Below are 18,212 nucleotides of genomic sequence, written 5' to 3' on the forward strand. Positions count from 1 at the left end.
GGACACTCTTTCCCTACACCTCGCTCTTGAGATTCTTGCCGGAGCCGTCGCCGAACGCGCCGAACGCGCCGAACGCGCCGAACGCGCCGAACGCGCCGAACGCGCCGAACGCGCCGACGGCACGGTCCCACCGTCCGTCCACGAAGGGCATCACAATGAGTCACAGTCCAGCCACCGGAGGCACTCATGACCATGATGCTCGTCAAGGGCCGCTACGAGATCAAGAACTTCGAACCGGACGGCGACACCGTCCACTTCCTCCCCGACGACCCCGGCTTCTGGCCCGAGCTGCCCGGTGAGCACAAGGTCAAGCGGAACGCCCACGGCGGCGCCGGCCTCCGGCTGGACGGGATCGACGCACTGGAGACCCACTACCAGGGAGTCGGCCCCGACTTCGTGCACCAGCCGCTCGATCTGGGAGCCCACGCGGCCCGGGACGCCCTGCTGACCTGGCTGGGCTTCACCGACGTCACGCGCGGGGCGGACGAGAAGGTCACCTCCGCCACCCCGGACACCGTCCCCGGCTTCGTCCTCGCCGGCGGCGCCGACACCTACGGCCGCTGCATCGCCCTGGTCGGCCGGGGAACTCCGACGCCGGACGCCAGGAGCGGGACGATGATCAGGGTCGACGTACCGCTCCTCCGCCAGAGCGCCAACCACGAACTGCTCTCCCGCGGCCTGGTCTACCCGACGTTCTACTCGAACCTGCCCCGGGAACTGCGCCTCGACATGGCGGCGACCGCCCGGCAGGCGCAGGCCGCGAAGGCACCCGGCAGCGTCTGGGCCACGGACGTCACCCACAGCGGCGCCCAGATCGAGGACCTGAGCTCGATCACCGACCACCTGGTCATCCTGCCCAAGCTGTTCCGGCGCCTGGCCGACTACCTGCGCCTGTTCGGCCCCTCCCTCGACTCGCTCCCCGCCTACCTGGCCGGCGCGGACGACGAGTTCTTCCTCTCCGAGCAGACGACCTCCACCAGAGGCCTGCACCGCGTGATCGACATCAACGGCGGCACGGTGAAGCTGCGCCCCGGCATCGAGGACATCGTCTTCGTCGAGAAGTGAACGAGAAGTGAACCGGAGGGCCGACGGCAGGTGTGCCGCCGGCATCCTCGGTCCGTGACGCCGCGTTGGCTCGACGCCCTCGTCCTCGACGCCCTCGTCAGGGTGACTCGTCGGCGAGGCGGTTGCTGCGGTCGATCTCCGCCATGTGTGTCTCGGCCCAGACCCGCAGGGCGGAGAGCGGCTCTTCGAGGGAGAGGCCGAGTTCGGTGAGCCGGTAGTGGACGGCGGGGGGCACGGTGGGCTCCACCCGGCGCGCGACCAGGCCGTCGCGGACGAGGCTCTGCAGGGTGACGGACAGCATCTTCTGGGAGATGCCCGGGAAACGGCGCCGCAGTTCCGCGAAACGGAGCTCGCCCGGCGCCTCCTCGGCCAGCACCTTGACCGCCATCGACGTCCACTTGGTGCCGATCCGGTCGAGCAACTGGCGGGTCGGGCAGAGCGGATCCAGCAGATCGCCCCGCCCACCGGGCCGCCGTCCGGGTTCGCCGGGCCTCGATGTGGTCACTCCGGGCTCACCACCTGAAGGAGAAGTGCCGTCTTGGAGGAGTCAGCGTAGTTCCTTAGCGTGACCTGGTCACCATTCCTCACCACCTCTGGAGCCCTCCATGCCCGAGTTGCGGCGCGTCCCCGTCAACGGTGTCGAACTGAACGTCGCCCTCGCCGGATCGGGCCCGGCCGTCCTGCTGCTGCACGGTTTCCCGCACACCTGGGAGGTGTGGACGGACGTCATGGCCGGTCTGTCCGGCCGCTACCGCGTCATCGCCCCGGACCTGCGCGGGTTCGGCGCGAGCAGCGGGACCGCCGCCGGGTACGACGCGGGAACCCTGGCCGAGGACGCGGCGGCGCTTCTCGCCACGCTCGGCGTGGCCTCGGCCGCGGTGGTGGGCATCGACGCGGGTACCGCACCGGCCTTCCTCCTCGCCCTGCGCCGCCCCGGTCTCGTCCGGCGCCTGGTCGTCATGGAGGCCCTTCTGGGCAGGCTGCCCGGCGCCGAGGAGTTCCTCGCCGACGGCCCGCCGTGGTGGTTCGGCTTCCATGCCGCCGCGCCCGGCCTCGCCGAGTCCGTACTGGAGGGCCACGAAGCGGCCTACGTCGACTGGTTCCTGCGCTCCGGCACACTCGGCGACGGGGTGCGCCCCGCCCTCCGGGACGCCTTCGTCCGCGCGTACACCGGCCGCCAGGCGCTGAGCCGCGCGTTCTCGTACTACCGGGCGCTGCCCGAGAGCGCGGTACAGGTCGAACAGGCGGTCGCCGCCACACGCCTGACGGTGCCGACGATGGCGGTGGGCGCCCGGCCCGTCGGTACGGCGCTGGAACACCAGCTCCGCCCGATCACCGACGACCTCACCGGACACGTCATCGAGGACTGCGGCCACATCATCCCGCTGCACCGCCCCCGCGCCCTGCTCGGGCTGCTGCGTCCGTTCCTGGCCGGTGCGGAGGCGAAAGCCGGGTAACCATGGCCGGGGGCCGGCGTCCGACGCACGCCCCGGCCGAGGTGGCCTTCTCCCGCTGGCACATCCTCGGCCCCGAACCGGGTCAGGGCTGCCGTGATGTCCCTTCTCCTCCCCCACCGGCCCGGCGGAGGCAGACGGCTCGGCGATCAGCTCCTCGGCTCGCGCCGATGGCCCCCGCCCCCGAGGATCATGCCTGTGGGCACCCAGCGGCAAGGACCTGAGAAGACGGCCGACGGGCACTTCGTCGTGATCGACGGCCGCCGGTGGCGGGCGACGGACCCGTCCCTGCCCGAATCCACGGCCGCTCGTCTACGACACCACCTGATGGCGGCCCGGCGCGCCGTGCGCGGCGCCCTGGCGGCGGGGGACTCGGAGGCGGAGCGCGACGCCCGGTCCCGCGTGCATGCGGCGAAGACGGCCCTCGGGGAACGGGGGACGCCGTGGTGGGAGCAGTCCCCCCGGGAGCGCCGCGAGCGATGGGAGCGGGGCCTCGCGGACCTGGACGCCAGCAGCGAGCGGTGACGGCCCCGGCCACCCGCACCGGCTCTCCGAGCACCGCTCCCACCCGTGCCTGGTCGGGCCGGCCCGACCGGCACAGTGCGATACTCGGGTGGTGGCGAAGGATCCGCAGAAGGTCGACCGGCTCGTCGAGCGGACCATTCTGGCTCTGCTGGAGCGTCGTGGGCCGACCTCGTCGATCTGCCCCTCCGATGCCGCCCGGGCGGCATACGCGGGAGAGGGCGAGGGATGGCGCGCGTTGATGGAGCCGACTCGCCGGGCCGCGTGGCGGCTGGCTTCGGCGGGTGAGGTCGAGGTCACTCAGGCCGGGCGCCCTGTGACGCCCGCCGAGGCCCGTGGCCCGATCCGCATTCGTCGAGCGCGGGGACGAACGACCCGCACCGAGCCGTAGGCCATCCCCGCGGTCCCGATGGTGGTGGCCGGTGAAGAGAGCCGTGCTGTCAGAGCGCGCGCGGGCGGCTGCGGCGCGAGGGCCCCCGCCGGGGGCTCGCCGAGTGCGGCGCGTCGCGCGCAGCACCCCGTCCCCGTGGGCCGCGCCTACGATGGCGGCCATGGCCGATCACGCTGCAGCAGGCGAGTCCCTCATCCGTATCGTCGGAGCGGCCGCCAACAACCTCGCCCAGGTGAGCGTCGACCTGCCGAAGAAGGCGTTGACCGTGGTCACCGGGGTTTCCGGGTCCGGCAAGTCCTCACTCGTGCTGGACACGATCGCCGCCGAGGCACAACGTCTGGTGAACGACTCGTACCCGTCGTTCGTGAGGAACCGCCTTCCCCACATGCCGGCGCCCGAGGTGCAGTCGATGAGCGGTCTGACGTTCACGGTCATCATCGATCAGCGCCGCTTCACCGGAAACGCCCGGTCGACGGTGTCGACGGCTTCCGACCTCGCTCCCCTGCTCAGACTCGTGTTCTCACGGATCGGCGTGCCCTCCGCCGGATACTCGCCGGCCTACTCCTTCAACGATCCGACGGGCATGTGCCCCGCGTGCGAAGGCCTCGGCACTGTCGTCGACATCGATGTCGAGGAGTTGATCGATCCGGAGAAGAACATCGACGAGGGACCTGTTCGATTCAGCCAGTTCCGTCCCGGCGTCTACCGCTGGAAGCGCTTCGCCTACTGCGGCCTGTTCGACCGGGCGAAGCCGCTGAAGGACTACACGCGGGACGAGATGCGGCTGTTCCTCTACGCGGATCAGCTGAAGCTGCCGAATCCGGATCCGCGCTTCCCCAAGACCGCCCGCTTCGACGGCGTCGTCACCCGGATGCGGGACGTGTACGTCAAGAACCGTCCGACCAAGATCTCGCCGCAGGTGCGGGAGGAGCTGGACCGTCTGACGACGCACCGCGTCTGCCATGAGTGCGGCGGAGCGCGCCTGAACGCCGCGGCCCGCGCCAGCCTGATCGAGGAGCGCTCGATCGTCGACTGGTCGGCAATGCCGGTGGCCGAGCTCCGCGAACTCCTGGCGGCGCTGGCGGATCCGCGGGTGGAACCGGCCCTCGACGGGATCCGGCGGACCTTGGACGCACTGCTCTCCGTGGGGCTCGGATACCTCTCGCTCGACCGCGAGTCATCGACCTTGTCCGGCGGCGAGGCACAACGGGTCAAGATCGTCCGACACCTGGGCAGCGCCCTCACCGACATCACCTACGTCTTCGACGAGCCCTCGACGGGCCTGCACCCCGCCGATGTGCAACGTCTCAACCACCTCCTGCTGCGGCTGCGCGACGCCGGCAACACCGTGGTGGTCGTGGAGCACCACCCCCAGGTGATCCGAATCGCCGACCATGTGATCGACATGGGACCGGGGGCGGGCTCACGGGGCGGGCTGGTGCAGTTCGAAGGTACGCCGAAGGCTCTGGCCGGCAGCGACACCGTCACCGGACGGCTGCTCTCGACGCCCCTGCCGCTCGCACGCGCGAACCGCCGGCCGCGAGCCTTCGTCCGCGTGGAGAACGCCTCCGCGCACAACCTCGCCGGCTTCGACGTCGACATTCCGCTCGGCGTCCTCACCGCGGTCACGGGCGTGGCGGGTTCCGGCAAGAGCTCGTTCGCCACCAACGAACTCCCCCGGCAGCACCCCGAGTTCACGGTCGTCGGGCAGGACCCGTTGCGCGGCGGGGTACGGTCGATGCCGCTCAGCATCCTCGGCGTCGCGGACAGCGTGCGCGAGGCGTTCAGTGCCGCCTCCGGGCTCGAACCGGCCTGGTTCAGCTTCAACTCCAAGGGCGCCTGCCCCACTTGCCGGGGCAGGGGCTACATCACCACCGAACTCGCCTTCCTCGACGACGTCGCGACACCCTGCGACGTCTGCGGGGGTGAACGCTTCAACCCCGCCGCCATGAAGGTCCAGCTCGACGGCCGGACGATCGCCGACGTGCTGAGAATGCCGGCGGGCCCCGTGGCGGACCTCTTCGCGGACCGCTCCGACATCGTGCGGACGATGGGCTGGATCGAACGCGTCGGGCTCGGCTACGCCGCCGTCGGACAGTCGCTCGACACCCTCTCCGGCGGCGAGAAGCAACGCCTCCTGCTGGCCCGGCACCTCAGCAGCTCGCCCGGCTTCGCCGAGGAGCGGATCGTCCTGGACGAACCGACGACCGGTCTGCACCCCAGCGACGTCGAACGGCTCGACCTGCTGTTCGCCGACCTCGTGGACGCCGGTGCGACGCTGGTGGTCGTGGAGCACAACCTGCGCGTCGTCGCCCAGGCCGACCATGTGATCGACATCGGCCCCGGAGCCGGGACGGACGGCGGCCGCCTGCTCTTCGCCGGCCCGCCCGCCGAACTGCTGCGCCGGACAGACTCCCTCACCGGGCGCGCGCTGGCGGCGGCCACCGAACAGCGGGCTACCGGGGCCGCGTCCCGCGGCACGGCCGGAGCCACCGCCCCCGGGTGACGCGACGCGGCCGTTCCTGAGTACCGCGGGTTCGGCGGGGCGGCACGGCGCGGGCCGCACGGCAGCGACGGCCGATCCGCCGCTACCGCGCCGTCGCCTCCTCGGAAGCAGCAGACCTGGCAGCGGCGGTCAGACACCGACCGGGACGCGCACCACGAGCGCCTCACCCACCCGGTTGTGGCGCTCCTCCCAGGTCTCCAGCGCCGTCCGGCAGGCGTGGTCGAGGTGGCGCAGGCCGGTCAGGTCCAGGTGGACGGTCCGGCCGGCGGGCAGTCGCTCCAGCGTGTCCAGGAGCCGGGGCAGGCGGAGGAAGGTCGCGTTGCCGGCCAGTGTCACCCCGACCGTTCCGTCCCCGCGCTCGTCGACCTCCACGTGCAGGTGCGAGGTGTCCCAGGCGCTCTTCAGCACGGAGAGCAGCAGGCCGAGCAGCACCCCCTCGAAGAGGTTGGTCACCACGACGGCGACCGCCGTGGCCATCAGGATCAAGGCCTCCCCGCGGTGCGTCCGCCACAGCGGAACGAGCGCCTTCGCCGGCACGAGCTTGGCCCCGGCGTGCACCAGGACCCCGGCCAGCGCGGCGAGCGGGATGACCGACAGCGCGGCGGGGAACAGCGCGGCGAACAGCAGCAGCCAGAGGCCGTGCAGCACGCGGGAGGCCTTGGTCCGCGCCCCGGCCTGGACGTTGGCGGCGCTGCGCACGATGACGGCGGTCATCGGGAGCGCGCCGAGAGCGCCGCAGACCGTGTTGCCGACCCCCTGGGCGATCAACTCCCGGTCGTAGTGGGTGCGCGGGCCGCCGTGCAGGCGGTCCACCGCCGCGGCGCTGAACAGGCTCTCCGCCGAGGCGATCAGGGCGAACGCGAGCACGGTGCCGAGGACGCCGACATCGCCGAGCGCCGCCAGGTCCGCGCCGCCAGGGAGGTCGATCACCCCGGCCAGACCGGCGACCTCGACCTTGCCGACGGAGAGGTCGAACAGCGCGGTTGCGGCGGTGGCCGCGGCGACGGCGGCCAGCGGCGCGGGCACCGCCCGGACCCGGGCGGGCAGCCGGGGCCAGAGCACCAGAACGGCTATGGTGCCGATGCCGATCGCGGCGGCGGTGAGCGCCCGCGTCGAGGTCACGGTGTCGAGGACCAGGCCGGGAAGGCCCGCCAGCTTGTCGAGTCCGCTCCTGGGCGCTTTCGCGTCGGCCAGCGCGTAGAGCTGCCCGGAGATCAGCACCAAGCCGATGCCCGCCAGCATGCCCTGGACGACCGAGACCGAGATGGCGCGGAACAGGCGCCCCAGCCGCAGCGCGCCCATGCCGATCTGGAGCAGTCCGGCGGCCGCGGTGATCACGCCGAGGGTGGCGAGCCCGTGTTCCTGCACGGCCGCGAACACCAGGACGGTGAGGCCGGCGGCGGGGCCGGACACCTGGAGGCTGCTGCCCGGCAGCAGCCCGGTGAGAAGCCCGCCGACGATGCCGGTGAGCAGGCCGAGTTCGGCCGGGACGCCGGAGGCGACGGCCACACCGACGCAGAGCGGCAGCGCGACCAGGAAGACGACGAGGGAGGCGGCCAGGTCTGCCCGCAGGTCGGCGGGCCGGAGGGCGGGACGACGGATCATCAGGTCCTCGGTTCGATGGAGTGGACGGAGGGCAGGCGGCCGGTCACAGCGGGAGGAAGAGCCCGGAGTCGGCCCGGTGCGCGAGCACCAGCCCGGTGTGGACCTCGTAGAACCAGCCGTGGATCCGGACCCGGCCGTCGACCAGTCGCCGTGCGATGCCCGGGTAGCCGCGCAGCTGTTCCAGCTGGGCGAGGACGTGCCGTTGCACGGGCCCGGCCACGGTCGGGTCGAAGACGTCCGTCCCGTCGGCCCGCAGAACGCCGCGGTCGGCGTTGCCCAGCCAGGAGCGGACGGCGGGCGCCAGGCTGAGGTCGTCGCCGCGCACCACCGCGCCGACGGCCCCGCAGTGCGAGTGGCCGCACACCACGACGTCGCGCACGCCGAGGACGTCCACGGCGTATTCGATGGTGGCGGTCTCACCGGAGGCGGAGTCCGCACGGTAGGGCGGGACGATGTTGCCCGCGGTGCGGAGTTCGAAGAGGTCGCCGGGCGCGGCCCCGGTGATCAGGGCCGGCACCACCCGGGAGTCGGAGCAGGTGATGAAGAGCGCCTGCGGCGACTGACCGGTGGCGAGGCCGTCGAGTTCGCGGCCGGCCCGGCCGGCGCGCTCGGGGAAGGCGCGGGCACGGTCGATCAACGGTTCCATGAGGGCATGCCTCCTTCTGCCTCCCGCCACGGACGGCGGGCGGGCGATCGGGATCGGGCAGGGGACGTTCGGCCCAGGCCCCGGGCCCGGACCGGCCGTCGGGCACGGCGGAGCCGCACGGCCGGTGACCTTCGGTGATCCCCCGATGACCTGATGCATCGTCAAGCGCTAGTAAAGCACGGCCATGAAGAAGGTAAAGCCCGCATCTGGGAGGAAAGTGCGCCGGTCCGGTTAACATCTTGTTACCGCGTCGTGCCGGAGCGGTACGGGGCGCGGGCGGCGCGCCTGGCGCCGCGCCGGCGCTCCGGCGCGCACCTCGTCCGTCGCGCACCTCGTCCGCCGCGCACGGATGGTCACGAATAGGTAACCGGTCTGAATCCAAGTTCGAGAGTTGTTCACGCAGCCGTGCGTTGGGTGAGGCCGGGGGATCGCCGTGCGGCTCCACACTCTTCGGCGGGCGGCCGCCCCGAGCACGTGTTCCCCCCGGCCGTCCCGTCCCGCACCTCCCCCCATCTCCCCATCTCCCCATCTCCCCAAGGGAGTTCCTGTGCACATGTCCCGTTCCGTCCGGGCCGCCCTCGCCACGGTCACGCTCACCGCGGCACTGCTGCCGCTCACCGGCGTCCAGGCCTCGGCCGCCACCGGCCCGTACAAGGGCCTGCCGAACGGCACCAGGACGGCCAAGACCCTGGTGATCGGCGTCGACGGCACCCGGTACGACAAGCTGCTGACCGCCGACGCGCCCGCCATCAAGGCGCTGATGGCCTCGGGCCTCACCGCGACCGGCAACCTCTACGCCAGCCCGTCGGCGCCGACGCTCTCCGGGCCGGGCTGGTCCACCATCGCCACCGGCGTCTGGCCGGACAGGCACGGCGTCAAGGACAACACCTTCGCCGGCTCCCGCTTCGACCTCTACCCGGACTTCGCCACCCGGCTGGAGACTGCCTCGCCCAGCGCCTCCACCCTGGTCGCCGCCTCCTGGAACCCGATCGCCGACAACGTCTTCCACGGCACGGCGGACCTGCGGATCGACGAGAGCGAGAACGACGTCAAGACCGCCTCGGACGCCGCCGACTACCTCACCAACGGGAACCCCGACACCACCTTCCTCCACTTCGACGAGGTCGACGAGGCGGGCCACAGCTACGGCGGCACCAGCTCCCAGTACGCCGCCGCGATCCACTCGGTCGACGCGCTGGTCGGGCAGGTCGTCCAGGCGGTGCGCAACCGCGCGACCTACGCCTCCGAGGACTGGCTGATCATCGTCACCACCGACCACGGCCACACCGACGCCGGCGGCCACGGCGGGAACAGCGCCGTCGAGCGCCAGACCTTCCAGATCGTCAACGGAGCCGGCTACGCCGCCGGTTCGACCCGCTTCGACGTCAAGCCGGTCGACATCGCGCCCACCGTCCTCAAGCACGAGGGTGTCGCCCTCCAGCCGGCCTGGCAGCTGGACGGCAAGCCGATCGACGAGATCGTCCCCGACGCCTTCGACGCCCTGCGCCCCGGCCTGCAGACCCGGGTGGACGAGACCGGCATCCCCGCCACCACCAAGGGCTGGACCCACACCCCGCCGTCCGGCTGGACCATCGACAACTCCCGGATGCCCAGCGGCGGCATCACCGAGTGGCGGGGCTGGGCCTTCGCCACGGACGAGTTCTGGACGGCGGCCCAGCTCGGCCAGTCCCGGGAGACCAACGTCCGGGCCCGCAACGTCTTCGCGGTCGCCGACTCCGACGAGTGGGACGACAAGTCGCACGGCGCCGGGCAGTTCGACTCCACGCTGATCAGCCCGGCGTTCCCGGTCAGCGGCACCCGGGCCACCGTCTCCTTCGCCACCGACTACAAGGTCGACGGCCCGCAGACCGGCGACCTGTACGTCGTCTTCGGCACCGGCACCCCGCAGCTGGTGAAGTCCTACCGCAGTGACCTCAACACCTTCGAGAAGCTCCAGGTCACCGTCCCGGCCGGCGCGACCACGGCACAGCTCCAGTTCCGCTACACCGGCACCAACAGCGCGTTCTGGACGGTCGACCAGGTCTCCGTCACCTCCTGACGCACCACCCGCCCGGGACACGTCGGCCCGGAGCAGCGGGCCGCCACGGCGGAGGGCGGTGGCGGGAGCAGCGACACCTCCCGCCACCGCCCTCCCGCCACCGCCCTCCGGCCTACCGTCGTGGGCTCCGGCCGCCGGGGCGCCCGTCACGCCCCTCACCCGCCTGCCGTAACACGGCCGCCAGGGCCCGGGTCGTGGTGTCGCGACGCGGTCGCGCCGGCGGCGCCGCCGCCCGACCGGCTCGGGACGGTGCGGGCGGGACCGGCCGGTGGGCCGCCCCGCCCGCACCGTGTCGGACGACGGTCAGGTCAGTGCCGGCCCGCCTTGCGGCGGCGCATGACCAGGACGGAGCCCGCCCCGACCAGCACGACGGCGGCGAGCAGGGTCAGGCCGACGTTCGCGCCGGTCGAGGCCAGGTGGTCCGAACCACTCGCCGCCACCGACTCCGAGGGCGAAGCCGAGAGCGAGGGCGACTCGCCCGCGGTCACGCCGGAGGTCGAACCCGTCGAGGGGGCGACCGTCGCGGTGGGGCTGGAGGAGGCCTTGCCGGTGGGCGACGCGGAGACGGAAGCGGTCGTCGTGGCGCCCGGCGAGGTGGAGACGCTCGGCGAGGTGGAGGCCGACGGGGTGGTCGAGGCCGACGGAGTGGTGGGGGCGGACGGCGCGGGCGTGGACGGCGTCGGGCTCGCGGTGGCACGCACCGCCGGGCAGGTGTGCGAGAGGTTGAACCACTTCACCTCGCCGCCCGTCACCTCCGCGCTGGCCGAGGTCAGCTTGGCGCCCGGGGCGGATCCGACATAGGCGTGCTTGCCCGTCGGCGGCCCGAACACGGTCACCACCTGCGGCGCGCCGTTGTCGAAGGAGACCGTGAGCTTGACGAAGTCCGTCGAGTTCCCCGGGAGGACGAAGTGCCAGCCGTCCTGGTCGGCCCCGATCGACCCGCACTTCGCCTCGTGCTCGCCGAAGCCGGCGGCCGTGACGGGAAGGTCCTGGTGGACGGGGACGGTGTAGGTGCCGGCGGTGGCGAAGGCCGAAGGCGCGGTGGGGAGGATCAGGAGGCCGGCGGCCGCCGCCGTGAGAACGGCGCGGGTAGTGAGGGAAGCGCGCATGGTCACCATTCGCTGTCAGAGGTGGTCGCAGAGGGGACGCCGACCGGTCCGACCGGACCGGTCACGGTCGTCTCATGTCCCTCAGCGCCGTCGCCGTCCGGCGCGTCACACCCCGGACGTAACAGTTCGGACACCCCTGTGCGCCAACCGCGGCATCGCCCCCGACCACGTGGCGCCACCGACCACCGGGGGCACCGACAGCCGGACAGCCGGACAGCCGGACAGCCGAACCCTCCGGCGCGATGCGAGGGGCCGGTGGGTGAGCTGCCCCCTGCCGAGGGCCGTGCCTCAGGGGGCCGTCCGCTCGGCCGGTTCCTCCAGACCGAGCACGGCCAGGAGCAGCTGCTCGTCCTCCAGGTCGCGGGCGTAGGCGGAGACGACCTCGCGGGCCCGGTCCGCGACCGTCCCGTCCGGGGGCCGGGCCACCCGTTCCAGCGAGCCGCCGAGTGTGGAGAGGTCACGATTCACGGCTGACACTGCTACCTCCTCGTTGCCTTGTTCGGAAGCCGACCGCCCACGCTACTGCGGCCGGCCGGCGCGGGCACGTCCGGCCGCGTCGCCCCCGCACCCCGGCGCCGAGCGGAACGGACGGTCCCCGCCCCGCCCCCTCGGCGGGACCCGGACCCGGCCGGCCGGGGGACGGCGCGAACCAGGGCGCACGAGGGCGAAGGCGATCCACTCGGATGACAGCATGTGTCCGCACGATGACTGGATGTCACGTTCAATGGGTAGTCCACGAACAGTCAAGCGAGGAGAAGCCGGATGAAGGGCACGACCCGGATGAACAGCACGACCCCCCGCACGGCGCTCCGCCTCGCGGCCGCCGCCCTGACGATCGCCGCCGCGACCGCCTTCACGCCCAGCACCACCGCGCGGGCCGACCAGGCCGCCACCGCGTGCGCCCCCTCCCCCACCTACCACCTGCAAGCGCTCAACCGCTACGGCGACTGGGAGCGCGCCGCGGAGGTGGACGCCTCGATCAACGCGTGCGCCTTCACGCCCGCCAACGAGTGGACGTTCGACGTCGCCCAGGCCGCACCGAACCGCGGCTACGGTCTGGCCGGCTGGAGGATCCGCGCCTGGTTCCAGAACCAGGACCAGACGCCCGACTACCGCACCGTCGTCCTGAAGATCCGCGTCGACCACTGCTACCCCAGCGGCACGTGCGCGAACGACCTCGCCGCGTTCGACGTGAAGCACCGGCTCTTCCGCGACTCCTACACCCGGCAGGTCATCACCGACACCTCCACCGAGGTGATCGGCGACCCCCGCGGGTGGCGCATCGACCCCCGCTCCTGAGCCCCGGACTCCCAGAACAGGAATCGAGGCAACGATGCGCTCGGACCGCCCCACCCACCGCCGGCCCCGCCGGCGCGGCGCCGTGACCGCCCTCGTCACGGCGCTGCTGACGCTGGCCACCGCCGTCGCCGTCACCCCCGCCCGCGCGGCGGGCGCCGGCGACGCCGCCGCACGCCGGGACTACGTCCTGCTGGCCCCCGCCCACGTCCCCCTCACCGAACCCGGCCACGAACAGCCCCTCGACCGGCTCCTCGGGCGCATCCGCGCCATGGAGCCCGGTCCCCACGAGAACCACGCTCCCCGCACCGCCCAGCGCTCCGGCCAGGACGACCTGCCCGCCTACGAGTGCCGCGAGCAGGACGCCGCCTTCCACGACCAGGGGTACGGCAAATCGCGGTTCGTCACCTGCCAGGCCTTCCACCTCCACCCCACCCACGTCACCTGCTGGTGGATCTTCTGCTCCGTCACCGGCAGCGCGGACGCCGAGATGACCGACGTCCAGTACGGCCACAACGTCCGCCGCGAGGTCGACGTCGTCCAGGTCCTCGACAACTGGCGGCTCGAAGGCGACATCGCCGAGGTACCGCTCAGCGTCGACGTCACCTGTACCGCCCGGCCCGGGTTCGGCCCCTGCGTCGTCGACAGCGGCTTCGGCGGCCCCTACGTCCAGCCGATCGGGCTGTGGGCCGCCGAGGGCTCGATCACCAGCCGCTACTACTCCTTCCGTCAGGACTCCGCCGGCGGCATCGGCAGCGCCCTCATCAGCTACGCCGACCTCGCCGCGCACGTCTCGGTCATCGGCGAGGGCGCGGCCAACCCCTACGACGGCCCCAACAGCGGCATCCGCTGCGACTCCGCCTCCTACCTCGTCGGCACCGCCTCCGGTGAGGGCTGCGTCTTCCCCTGGGTCACCGAGACCCTGCACCTCCACCGCGCCGACCACCCCGAGTCCGCCGACCACATCGTCACCGCCCAGTACCACCCGGACCAGACCGTCCCCGACGCGCCGAACAAGCAGATCCCCGGCGCCCCCGGCGCGGCCCCGCTGCACCGCGTCGCCGACCAGAACGCCATCGACGCGCACCGCGTCGTCGCCGTCGCCGCCTGCCTGAAGTACTTCCCCGACTACGCCCACGAAGGCCTGGACTGTGACGAGTACCCCTTCGCGTCGACCCTCGAAGGCGCCGACGACAACCTCAAGAACTACAGCGTCGAGCCCATCCACGACTGGGACAACCGCGGCTCCGGCGGCCGGCTCAGCGGCTTCTACCAGAACCGGCGCATCCTCGGCAGCGACTTCACCAATGACCCGTTCCACGTCCAGATCGACCCCTGACCCGCTCGTGGACCCCCGCGCCGACCGGCCCCCGGCCGCCCCCGCCGCCGAACTCGCCACCGAACTCGCCGCCGAGGTGCGCGCGGAGAACCACCTCTTCCACCTCGTCGACACCGCCGCCCCGCCCAGCGGCGACGCCGACGACCGGCCGCCCACCCCGGGCCCCGGCCGGCTCGCGACCACCGCGGGCGGCACCGTCACCTTCAACAGCGCCCTGTCCGACCACTACCCCCACGTCACCCTCCAGTACTGGACGGCCCGGCCCCCGGCCCCGCCCGGCCACTGGCCCCAGCACATCCGGCTCACCGTCGACCTCGAAGGCGGCCGCCTCGCCCTCACCTCCGGTGTCTCCCACCTCCCGGCCGCCGCCGCGCTGCCGCTCCCACCCGGCCGCTACACGCTCGCCGCCCACCGCGGCGCCCTCCACCCCACCCCGTCCCTCCTCCCCCACCGGGCCGAGCACTGGCTGCTCCAGCTGTGGCCCCACCGGCACCCGTGATGATTCTCGTGGGCACCCGCCCGGGCGGCTCGCGGCAGCCGGGGGCCGTCCGGTGGACACCGGGACCGGTGACCGGCGACCCGAGGCGCGACGCCGCTCCGCAGTGCGAGCAAGTCGACACGTCGGGTTATATCGTCCCTCCATGAGCGATCGTCAGTCGGGGCCGGGCCGGGCGCACCTGAGGGGCCCCGGCGGTGTTCTCACGGAGACGGCCCCGGTGCGAGTGCCGCAGCGGCGGGGGCCGTCCGACGGTTCCGCGTGGTCAGGGGCCGGGCCGGATGAGGCGACCGGCGCCCGGGCGGCCCGCCGCGGCCGGCCGGGCGGCCGTGGATCCGTGCGACCGGGAGCCCGACGGTGACCGCCGACGCCCTGGTGATCTTCGGCATCACCGGCGACCTCGCGCACAAGATGACCTTCCGATCGCTCTACCGCCTGGAGGCGGCCGGCCTCCTGGACTGCCCGATCATCGGCGTGGCCCTGGAGGACTGGTCGCACGACCACCTGGTCGCCTCCCTGCGCGAGGCCCTGCGGACAGCCGGTGAGGAGGTGGCGGCCGGGCCGCTGGAACGGCTGGCCCGACGGCTCTCCTACCTGCGGGGCGACTTCACCGACCCGGCCACCTACCAGGCGCTGGGCGCGCTGCTGGAGGGCGCCGCCAGGCCGCTCTTCTACCTGGAGATCCCGCCCTCGCTGTTCGGCCCGGTCGTGGAGGCGCTGGCGGCGGCGGGCCTCACCACGCACGCCACGGTGATGCTGGAGAAGCCCTTCGGCCATGACCTGGCCTCCGCCAGGGCCCTCAACGCACGGCTGCACCGGGTGCTGCCCGAGGACCGCATCCTGCGCATCGACCACTTCCTCGGCAAGCAGCCCGTGCTGGACATCCAGTTCCTGCGGTTCGCCAACTCGCTGCTCGAACCGGTCTGGAACCGCGACCACGTGGCGGCCGTGCAGATCACCATGGCCGAGGACTTCGGGGTGGAGGACCGGGGAGCGTTCTACGACCCGGTCGGCGCGCTGCGCGACGTGGTCCAGAACCACCTCCTCCAGGTGCTCGCCCTGGTCGCGATGGAGGCGCCGGTCGGCCCCGGCCCGGACGCGCTGTGGGACCGGAGGGTCGATGTCTTCCGCGCGACGGCGGACGTCGATCCGGCGCACTGCCTGCGCGGCCAGTACGAGGGCTACCTCGACGTACCCGGCGTCAAGTCCGGCTCGGTGACCGAGACCTACGTCGAACTCGGCCTGGAGGTGGACAACTGGCGATGGAGCGGAGTGCCCTTCTCCATCAGGGCCGGCAAGGCCCTGGCCGCCAGGGCCACCGAGGTACGGGTGGTCTTCAAGCGCCCGCCCCGGCTCGCGTTCCTGGACCAGCCCGCGCACCCCGACGCCAACGAACTCGTCCTGCGGATCGACCCGGACCCGGCGCTGCGGCTGGGCATGCTCTCGAAGGAGGCATCCGGCCGCTCGGCCCGGAGCGTCCACCTCAGCCTGTCGTTCGCCGCCGAACTCGGCAGGCCGCCCGAACCCTACGAGCGGCTCCTCAACGACGCGCTGACCGGGGACCGTTCGCTGTTCACCCGGCAGGACGTCGTGGAGGAGACCTGGCGGGTGATCCAGCCCCTGGTGGACCACCCGCCCGCGCCGGTGCCGTACGCGCGCGGGACGTGGGGACCCACCCCGGGCCTCGGCCGCACCACCTGGCGGCCGCCCTGGCTCCCCGGCCCCCACCCGTAGGTTCACCACGCGCCGCACCGCCGGCCGGCCGGTCGGCGGTGCGGCGCGTCCGCACTGCGGTCCGTCAGAGGATCTCGATGGACTTCACCAGCGGCGGACGGTTCGGGAACGTGATGTCGGTCCACCGGTTGATCCGGACCGAGTCGCCGTTGGCGTCGTAGTAGATCAGGTCGTTGTTCCCGGTGGAGATCCGGTCGACCCACCAGCTGCCGAAGTCGGTGCGGCCCCCGTTCGCGTAGCAGTCCACGCTCTGGCGCCCGTCGAGGTGCGACCAGATCTTCAGGAAGTTCTCGCCTCCCCGGCACTCGACGTGGTCGATGGCGTACGCGCTGGACGGCACCGCCACCGTCAACGCGGCCGCCGCGGCGAAGGTGGCGACCGCGGCACTCACGAGCTTCCTCGTTTTCGAGATCACGAATTCTCCTCGGACGAATCGAAAACCGAATCGGATACGTACAACATGACCGACCTCCGGTTGAGTCGTACTCGACCCAGCATTGGGGCGACCGGCGGCGTGGTCAATGACGGCTGTGACGAACTGACCGCGTATCGGTCACATCCATCCGGCTTTCCTCGTACCGGACGGGGCCGCTGGGACCGCTGGGCCATGAGTGGTGATGGTCGGCGCGCCAGGGCCGCCACCCGCGCGACCGGTACTCGCGCCGATCCTTCCCGCCCCGACCTGGGGAAACGGGAGCGTCGCCCGCCGGCCGGACCGGGCGGTGGGACGCGGGGCCGCGGCGACCGCTCGGCGGATGAGTGGAACCCGCCACCGCCCGTCCGCACATGAGGCGTTCCGCAGACGTACGACCTATCCTTCGTTTCCTCGCCACGAAGCCATGCCACGGAACAGCAGGAGCACCGGACGGAAACGGACCGTCGAATTCCCGGAATCGGCATTTTCCCGTCGGCCGCCCCCGCGGACCGGCTCGTCCGGCGGCCGGGCCGGCCGGGAGCACCGCCCAGGGGACTTGGGCTCGGCGCCGCCGCGGTGAACCGGGAGAATCCGAACGGGACCTCCGTCCGGGTCCGCGGCCTCGCCCCCGGCCGGCCCTCCAGCCGCGAGGGCTGCCACCGTCCCTGACCCCCCGGGCGCGCGGCGAGAGGCTCCGGCGCGCGGATGTCAGTGCCCACCGGTAGGTTCTGCGGTGGTCCCGAGAAGACCAGGTCGGCCCCGGCAGGGCACTGCCGGGGCCTGCTGATCTTCGGGTCGGGTGTCCCCGGGGGCGGCGCCCGCTACGTGGTCGAGCAGGTGCCGCGGGCCCGGGTGGAGGCGGTCCGGACGGACTCGCGGCGACTCTTCGACGCGCCACGGGCCGGGTGTCGGGCGAGGACCGTGCACGGCTGCCGGCTCCGGGGCGGTCGATCAGGCACGTGCGCGCCCTGCAGTCATCTGACGGATGCCGCCCGGGTGACTGCGCCGGGACAGTGGAGGCGTTCCGCACACCAGCACACCCGAGGAGTCATCACCATGAGGAAACCGTCGAACGGGCTCGCCAGGACGGCTGGCGCCCTGGGCCTCGCCGTCGCCGCGCTGACCGGCCTGTCGGCCGCCCCGGCGTCGGCGGGCACCGCCGCCACGGCCGGCTGCACCAAGTACTACTCCAATGAGAACATCCAGGTCCAGGTCGACAACTGCTCGTCCGGCTGGGTGTGGCTGTACGCCGCCGACCCCGGCACCTACTTCAAGGCCACCGTCGTCGTGACCGACTCGTTCGGACACGTGCAGCCGGAACTGGCCGTCGACCGGGGCAAGTCCACCGCGAAGAAGTTCGAGCAGGTCCACAGCTTCCACCTCTGCGGCACCAAGTACCTCAGCTGGGCTCCCCCGACCTGGAAGACCTACTGCACCAACGAGATCTACGTGTGACGGGCCGACCGCCCCTGCCGTGGCCCGGGCCCGGGCCCCCGGGGGGGGGGGGGCCCCCGCGGGCCGGGCGGGGCCCCGCCGGCGGCCCCCCCGGCCCTTTTTGGTTGTGGGGGGGCCCCC

The 18,212-nt window shown here is 72.7% G+C and carries 18 protein-coding genes; 11 read left to right on the forward strand and 7 right to left on the reverse strand.

Annotation, left to right across the window (positions count from 1 at the left end; translation table 11 throughout):
• Window positions 1-13 precede the first annotated feature (13 nt).
• Window positions 14-142 (reverse strand): hypothetical protein, encoded by a 129-nt coding sequence (locus tag ABZ495_RS35390; RefSeq protein ID WP_359840048.1) that lies wholly within the window; start codon window positions 140-142, stop codon window positions 14-16.
• A 44-nt stretch (window positions 143-186) separates the two neighbouring features.
• Between ABZ495_RS35390 and ABZ495_RS35395 the strand changes: the two genes are divergently transcribed.
• Window positions 187-1,065 (forward strand): nuclease, encoded by an 879-nt coding sequence (locus ABZ495_RS35395; RefSeq protein ID WP_359840050.1) that lies wholly within the window; start codon window positions 187-189, stop codon window positions 1,063-1,065.
• A 97-nt stretch (window positions 1,066-1,162) separates the two neighbouring features.
• Here the strand turns inward: ABZ495_RS35395 and ABZ495_RS35400 are convergent, their stop codons facing one another.
• On the reverse strand, window positions 1,163-1,570 hold the full coding sequence (locus tag ABZ495_RS35400) for a helix-turn-helix domain-containing protein (protein ID WP_359840052.1): 408 nt from the start codon (window positions 1,568-1,570) through the stop codon (window positions 1,163-1,165).
• A gap of 100 nt (window positions 1,571-1,670) precedes the next feature.
• Here ABZ495_RS35400 and ABZ495_RS35405 point away from each other — a divergent pair, with 100 nt between their 5' ends.
• The 4 genes from ABZ495_RS35405 to ABZ495_RS35420 all read left to right on the forward strand — a co-directional run bounded on the left by ABZ495_RS35405 (window position 1,671) and on the right by ABZ495_RS35420 (window position 5,938).
• On the forward strand, window positions 1,671-2,522 hold the full coding sequence (locus tag ABZ495_RS35405; protein WP_359840054.1) for an alpha/beta fold hydrolase: 852 nt from the start codon (window positions 1,671-1,673) through the stop codon (window positions 2,520-2,522).
• A 189-nt stretch (window positions 2,523-2,711) separates the two neighbouring features.
• Entirely contained in the window at window positions 2,712-3,044 is a 333-nt protein-coding gene (locus ABZ495_RS35410; RefSeq protein WP_359811610.1) for a hypothetical protein, read from the forward strand.
• A 91-nt stretch (window positions 3,045-3,135) separates the two neighbouring features.
• Window positions 3,136-3,432, forward strand: coding sequence for a DUF3253 domain-containing protein (locus ABZ495_RS35415; RefSeq protein ID WP_359811608.1), 297 nt, complete (start codon window positions 3,136-3,138; stop codon window positions 3,430-3,432).
• A 160-nt stretch (window positions 3,433-3,592) separates the two neighbouring features.
• Window positions 3,593-5,938: an excinuclease ABC subunit UvrA gene (locus ABZ495_RS35420; RefSeq protein ID WP_359840055.1), complete on the forward strand. Its 2,346-nt coding sequence runs from the start codon at window positions 3,593-3,595 to the stop codon at window positions 5,936-5,938.
• A 129-nt stretch (window positions 5,939-6,067) separates the two neighbouring features.
• Here ABZ495_RS35420 and ABZ495_RS35425 read toward each other — a convergent pair whose 3' ends face one another.
• On the reverse strand, window positions 6,068-7,543 hold the full coding sequence (locus tag ABZ495_RS35425) for a SulP family inorganic anion transporter (RefSeq protein WP_359811603.1): 1,476 nt from the start codon (window positions 7,541-7,543) through the stop codon (window positions 6,068-6,070).
• A gap of 43 nt (window positions 7,544-7,586) precedes the next feature.
• Window positions 7,587-8,189 carry a carbonic anhydrase gene (locus ABZ495_RS35430; protein ID WP_359811600.1) on the reverse strand — a complete coding sequence of 201 codons (603 nt, stop codon included), beginning with the start codon at window positions 8,187-8,189 and terminating at the stop codon, window positions 7,587-7,589.
• 553 nt (window positions 8,190-8,742) lie between these two features.
• Here ABZ495_RS35430 and ABZ495_RS35435 point away from each other — a divergent pair.
• Window positions 8,743-10,248: an alkaline phosphatase family protein gene (locus ABZ495_RS35435; RefSeq protein WP_359811597.1), complete on the forward strand. Its 1,506-nt coding sequence runs from the start codon at window positions 8,743-8,745 to the stop codon at window positions 10,246-10,248.
• A 308-nt stretch (window positions 10,249-10,556) separates the two neighbouring features.
• Here ABZ495_RS35435 and ABZ495_RS35440 read toward each other — a convergent pair whose 3' ends face one another.
• Window positions 10,557-11,357 carry an LPXTG cell wall anchor domain-containing protein gene (locus ABZ495_RS35440; protein ID WP_359811594.1) on the reverse strand — a complete coding sequence of 267 codons (801 nt, stop codon included), beginning with the start codon at window positions 11,355-11,357 and terminating at the stop codon, window positions 10,557-10,559.
• A gap of 288 nt (window positions 11,358-11,645) precedes the next feature.
• Window positions 11,646-11,834, reverse strand: coding sequence for a hypothetical protein (locus ABZ495_RS35445; RefSeq protein WP_329485184.1), 189 nt, complete (start codon window positions 11,832-11,834; stop codon window positions 11,646-11,648).
• Window positions 11,835-12,119: 285 nt separating this feature from the next.
• Between ABZ495_RS35445 and ABZ495_RS35450 the strand changes: the two genes are divergently transcribed.
• The 4 genes from ABZ495_RS35450 (at window position 12,120) to ABZ495_RS35465 (ending at window position 16,222) form a co-directional block, all read left to right on the forward strand.
• On the forward strand, window positions 12,120-12,656 hold the full coding sequence (locus ABZ495_RS35450; protein WP_329485186.1) for a hypothetical protein: 537 nt from the start codon (window positions 12,120-12,122) through the stop codon (window positions 12,654-12,656).
• A 34-nt stretch (window positions 12,657-12,690) separates the two neighbouring features.
• Window positions 12,691-13,992, forward strand: a complete 1,302-nt coding sequence (locus ABZ495_RS35455; RefSeq protein WP_359811591.1) for a NucA/NucB deoxyribonuclease domain-containing protein — start codon at window positions 12,691-12,693, stop codon at window positions 13,990-13,992.
• On the forward strand, window positions 13,961-14,491 hold the full coding sequence (locus tag ABZ495_RS35460; RefSeq protein ID WP_359811588.1) for a hypothetical protein: 531 nt from the start codon (window positions 13,961-13,963) through the stop codon (window positions 14,489-14,491). Before ABZ495_RS35455 ends, ABZ495_RS35460 begins: the two co-directional genes overlap by 32 nt.
• Before the next feature lie 354 nt (window positions 14,492-14,845).
• Window positions 14,846-16,222: a glucose-6-phosphate dehydrogenase gene (locus tag ABZ495_RS35465; protein WP_359811585.1), complete on the forward strand. Its 1,377-nt coding sequence runs from the start codon at window positions 14,846-14,848 to the stop codon at window positions 16,220-16,222.
• A 64-nt stretch (window positions 16,223-16,286) separates the two neighbouring features.
• Here the strand turns inward: ABZ495_RS35465 and ABZ495_RS35470 are convergent, their stop codons facing one another.
• Window positions 16,287-16,637, reverse strand: coding sequence for a beta/gamma crystallin domain-containing protein (locus ABZ495_RS35470; protein WP_359811583.1), 351 nt, complete (start codon window positions 16,635-16,637; stop codon window positions 16,287-16,289).
• Window positions 16,638-17,693: 1,056 nt separating this feature from the next.
• Here ABZ495_RS35470 and ABZ495_RS35475 point away from each other — a divergent pair.
• Window positions 17,694-18,092 (forward strand): hypothetical protein, encoded by a 399-nt coding sequence (locus tag ABZ495_RS35475; RefSeq protein ID WP_359811580.1) that lies wholly within the window; start codon window positions 17,694-17,696, stop codon window positions 18,090-18,092.
• Window positions 18,093-18,212 lie beyond the last annotated feature (120 nt).

This window comes from Kitasatospora sp. NPDC005748, assembly GCF_040630735.1.
GTDB lineage: Bacteria > Actinomycetota > Actinomycetes > Streptomycetales > Streptomycetaceae > Kitasatospora.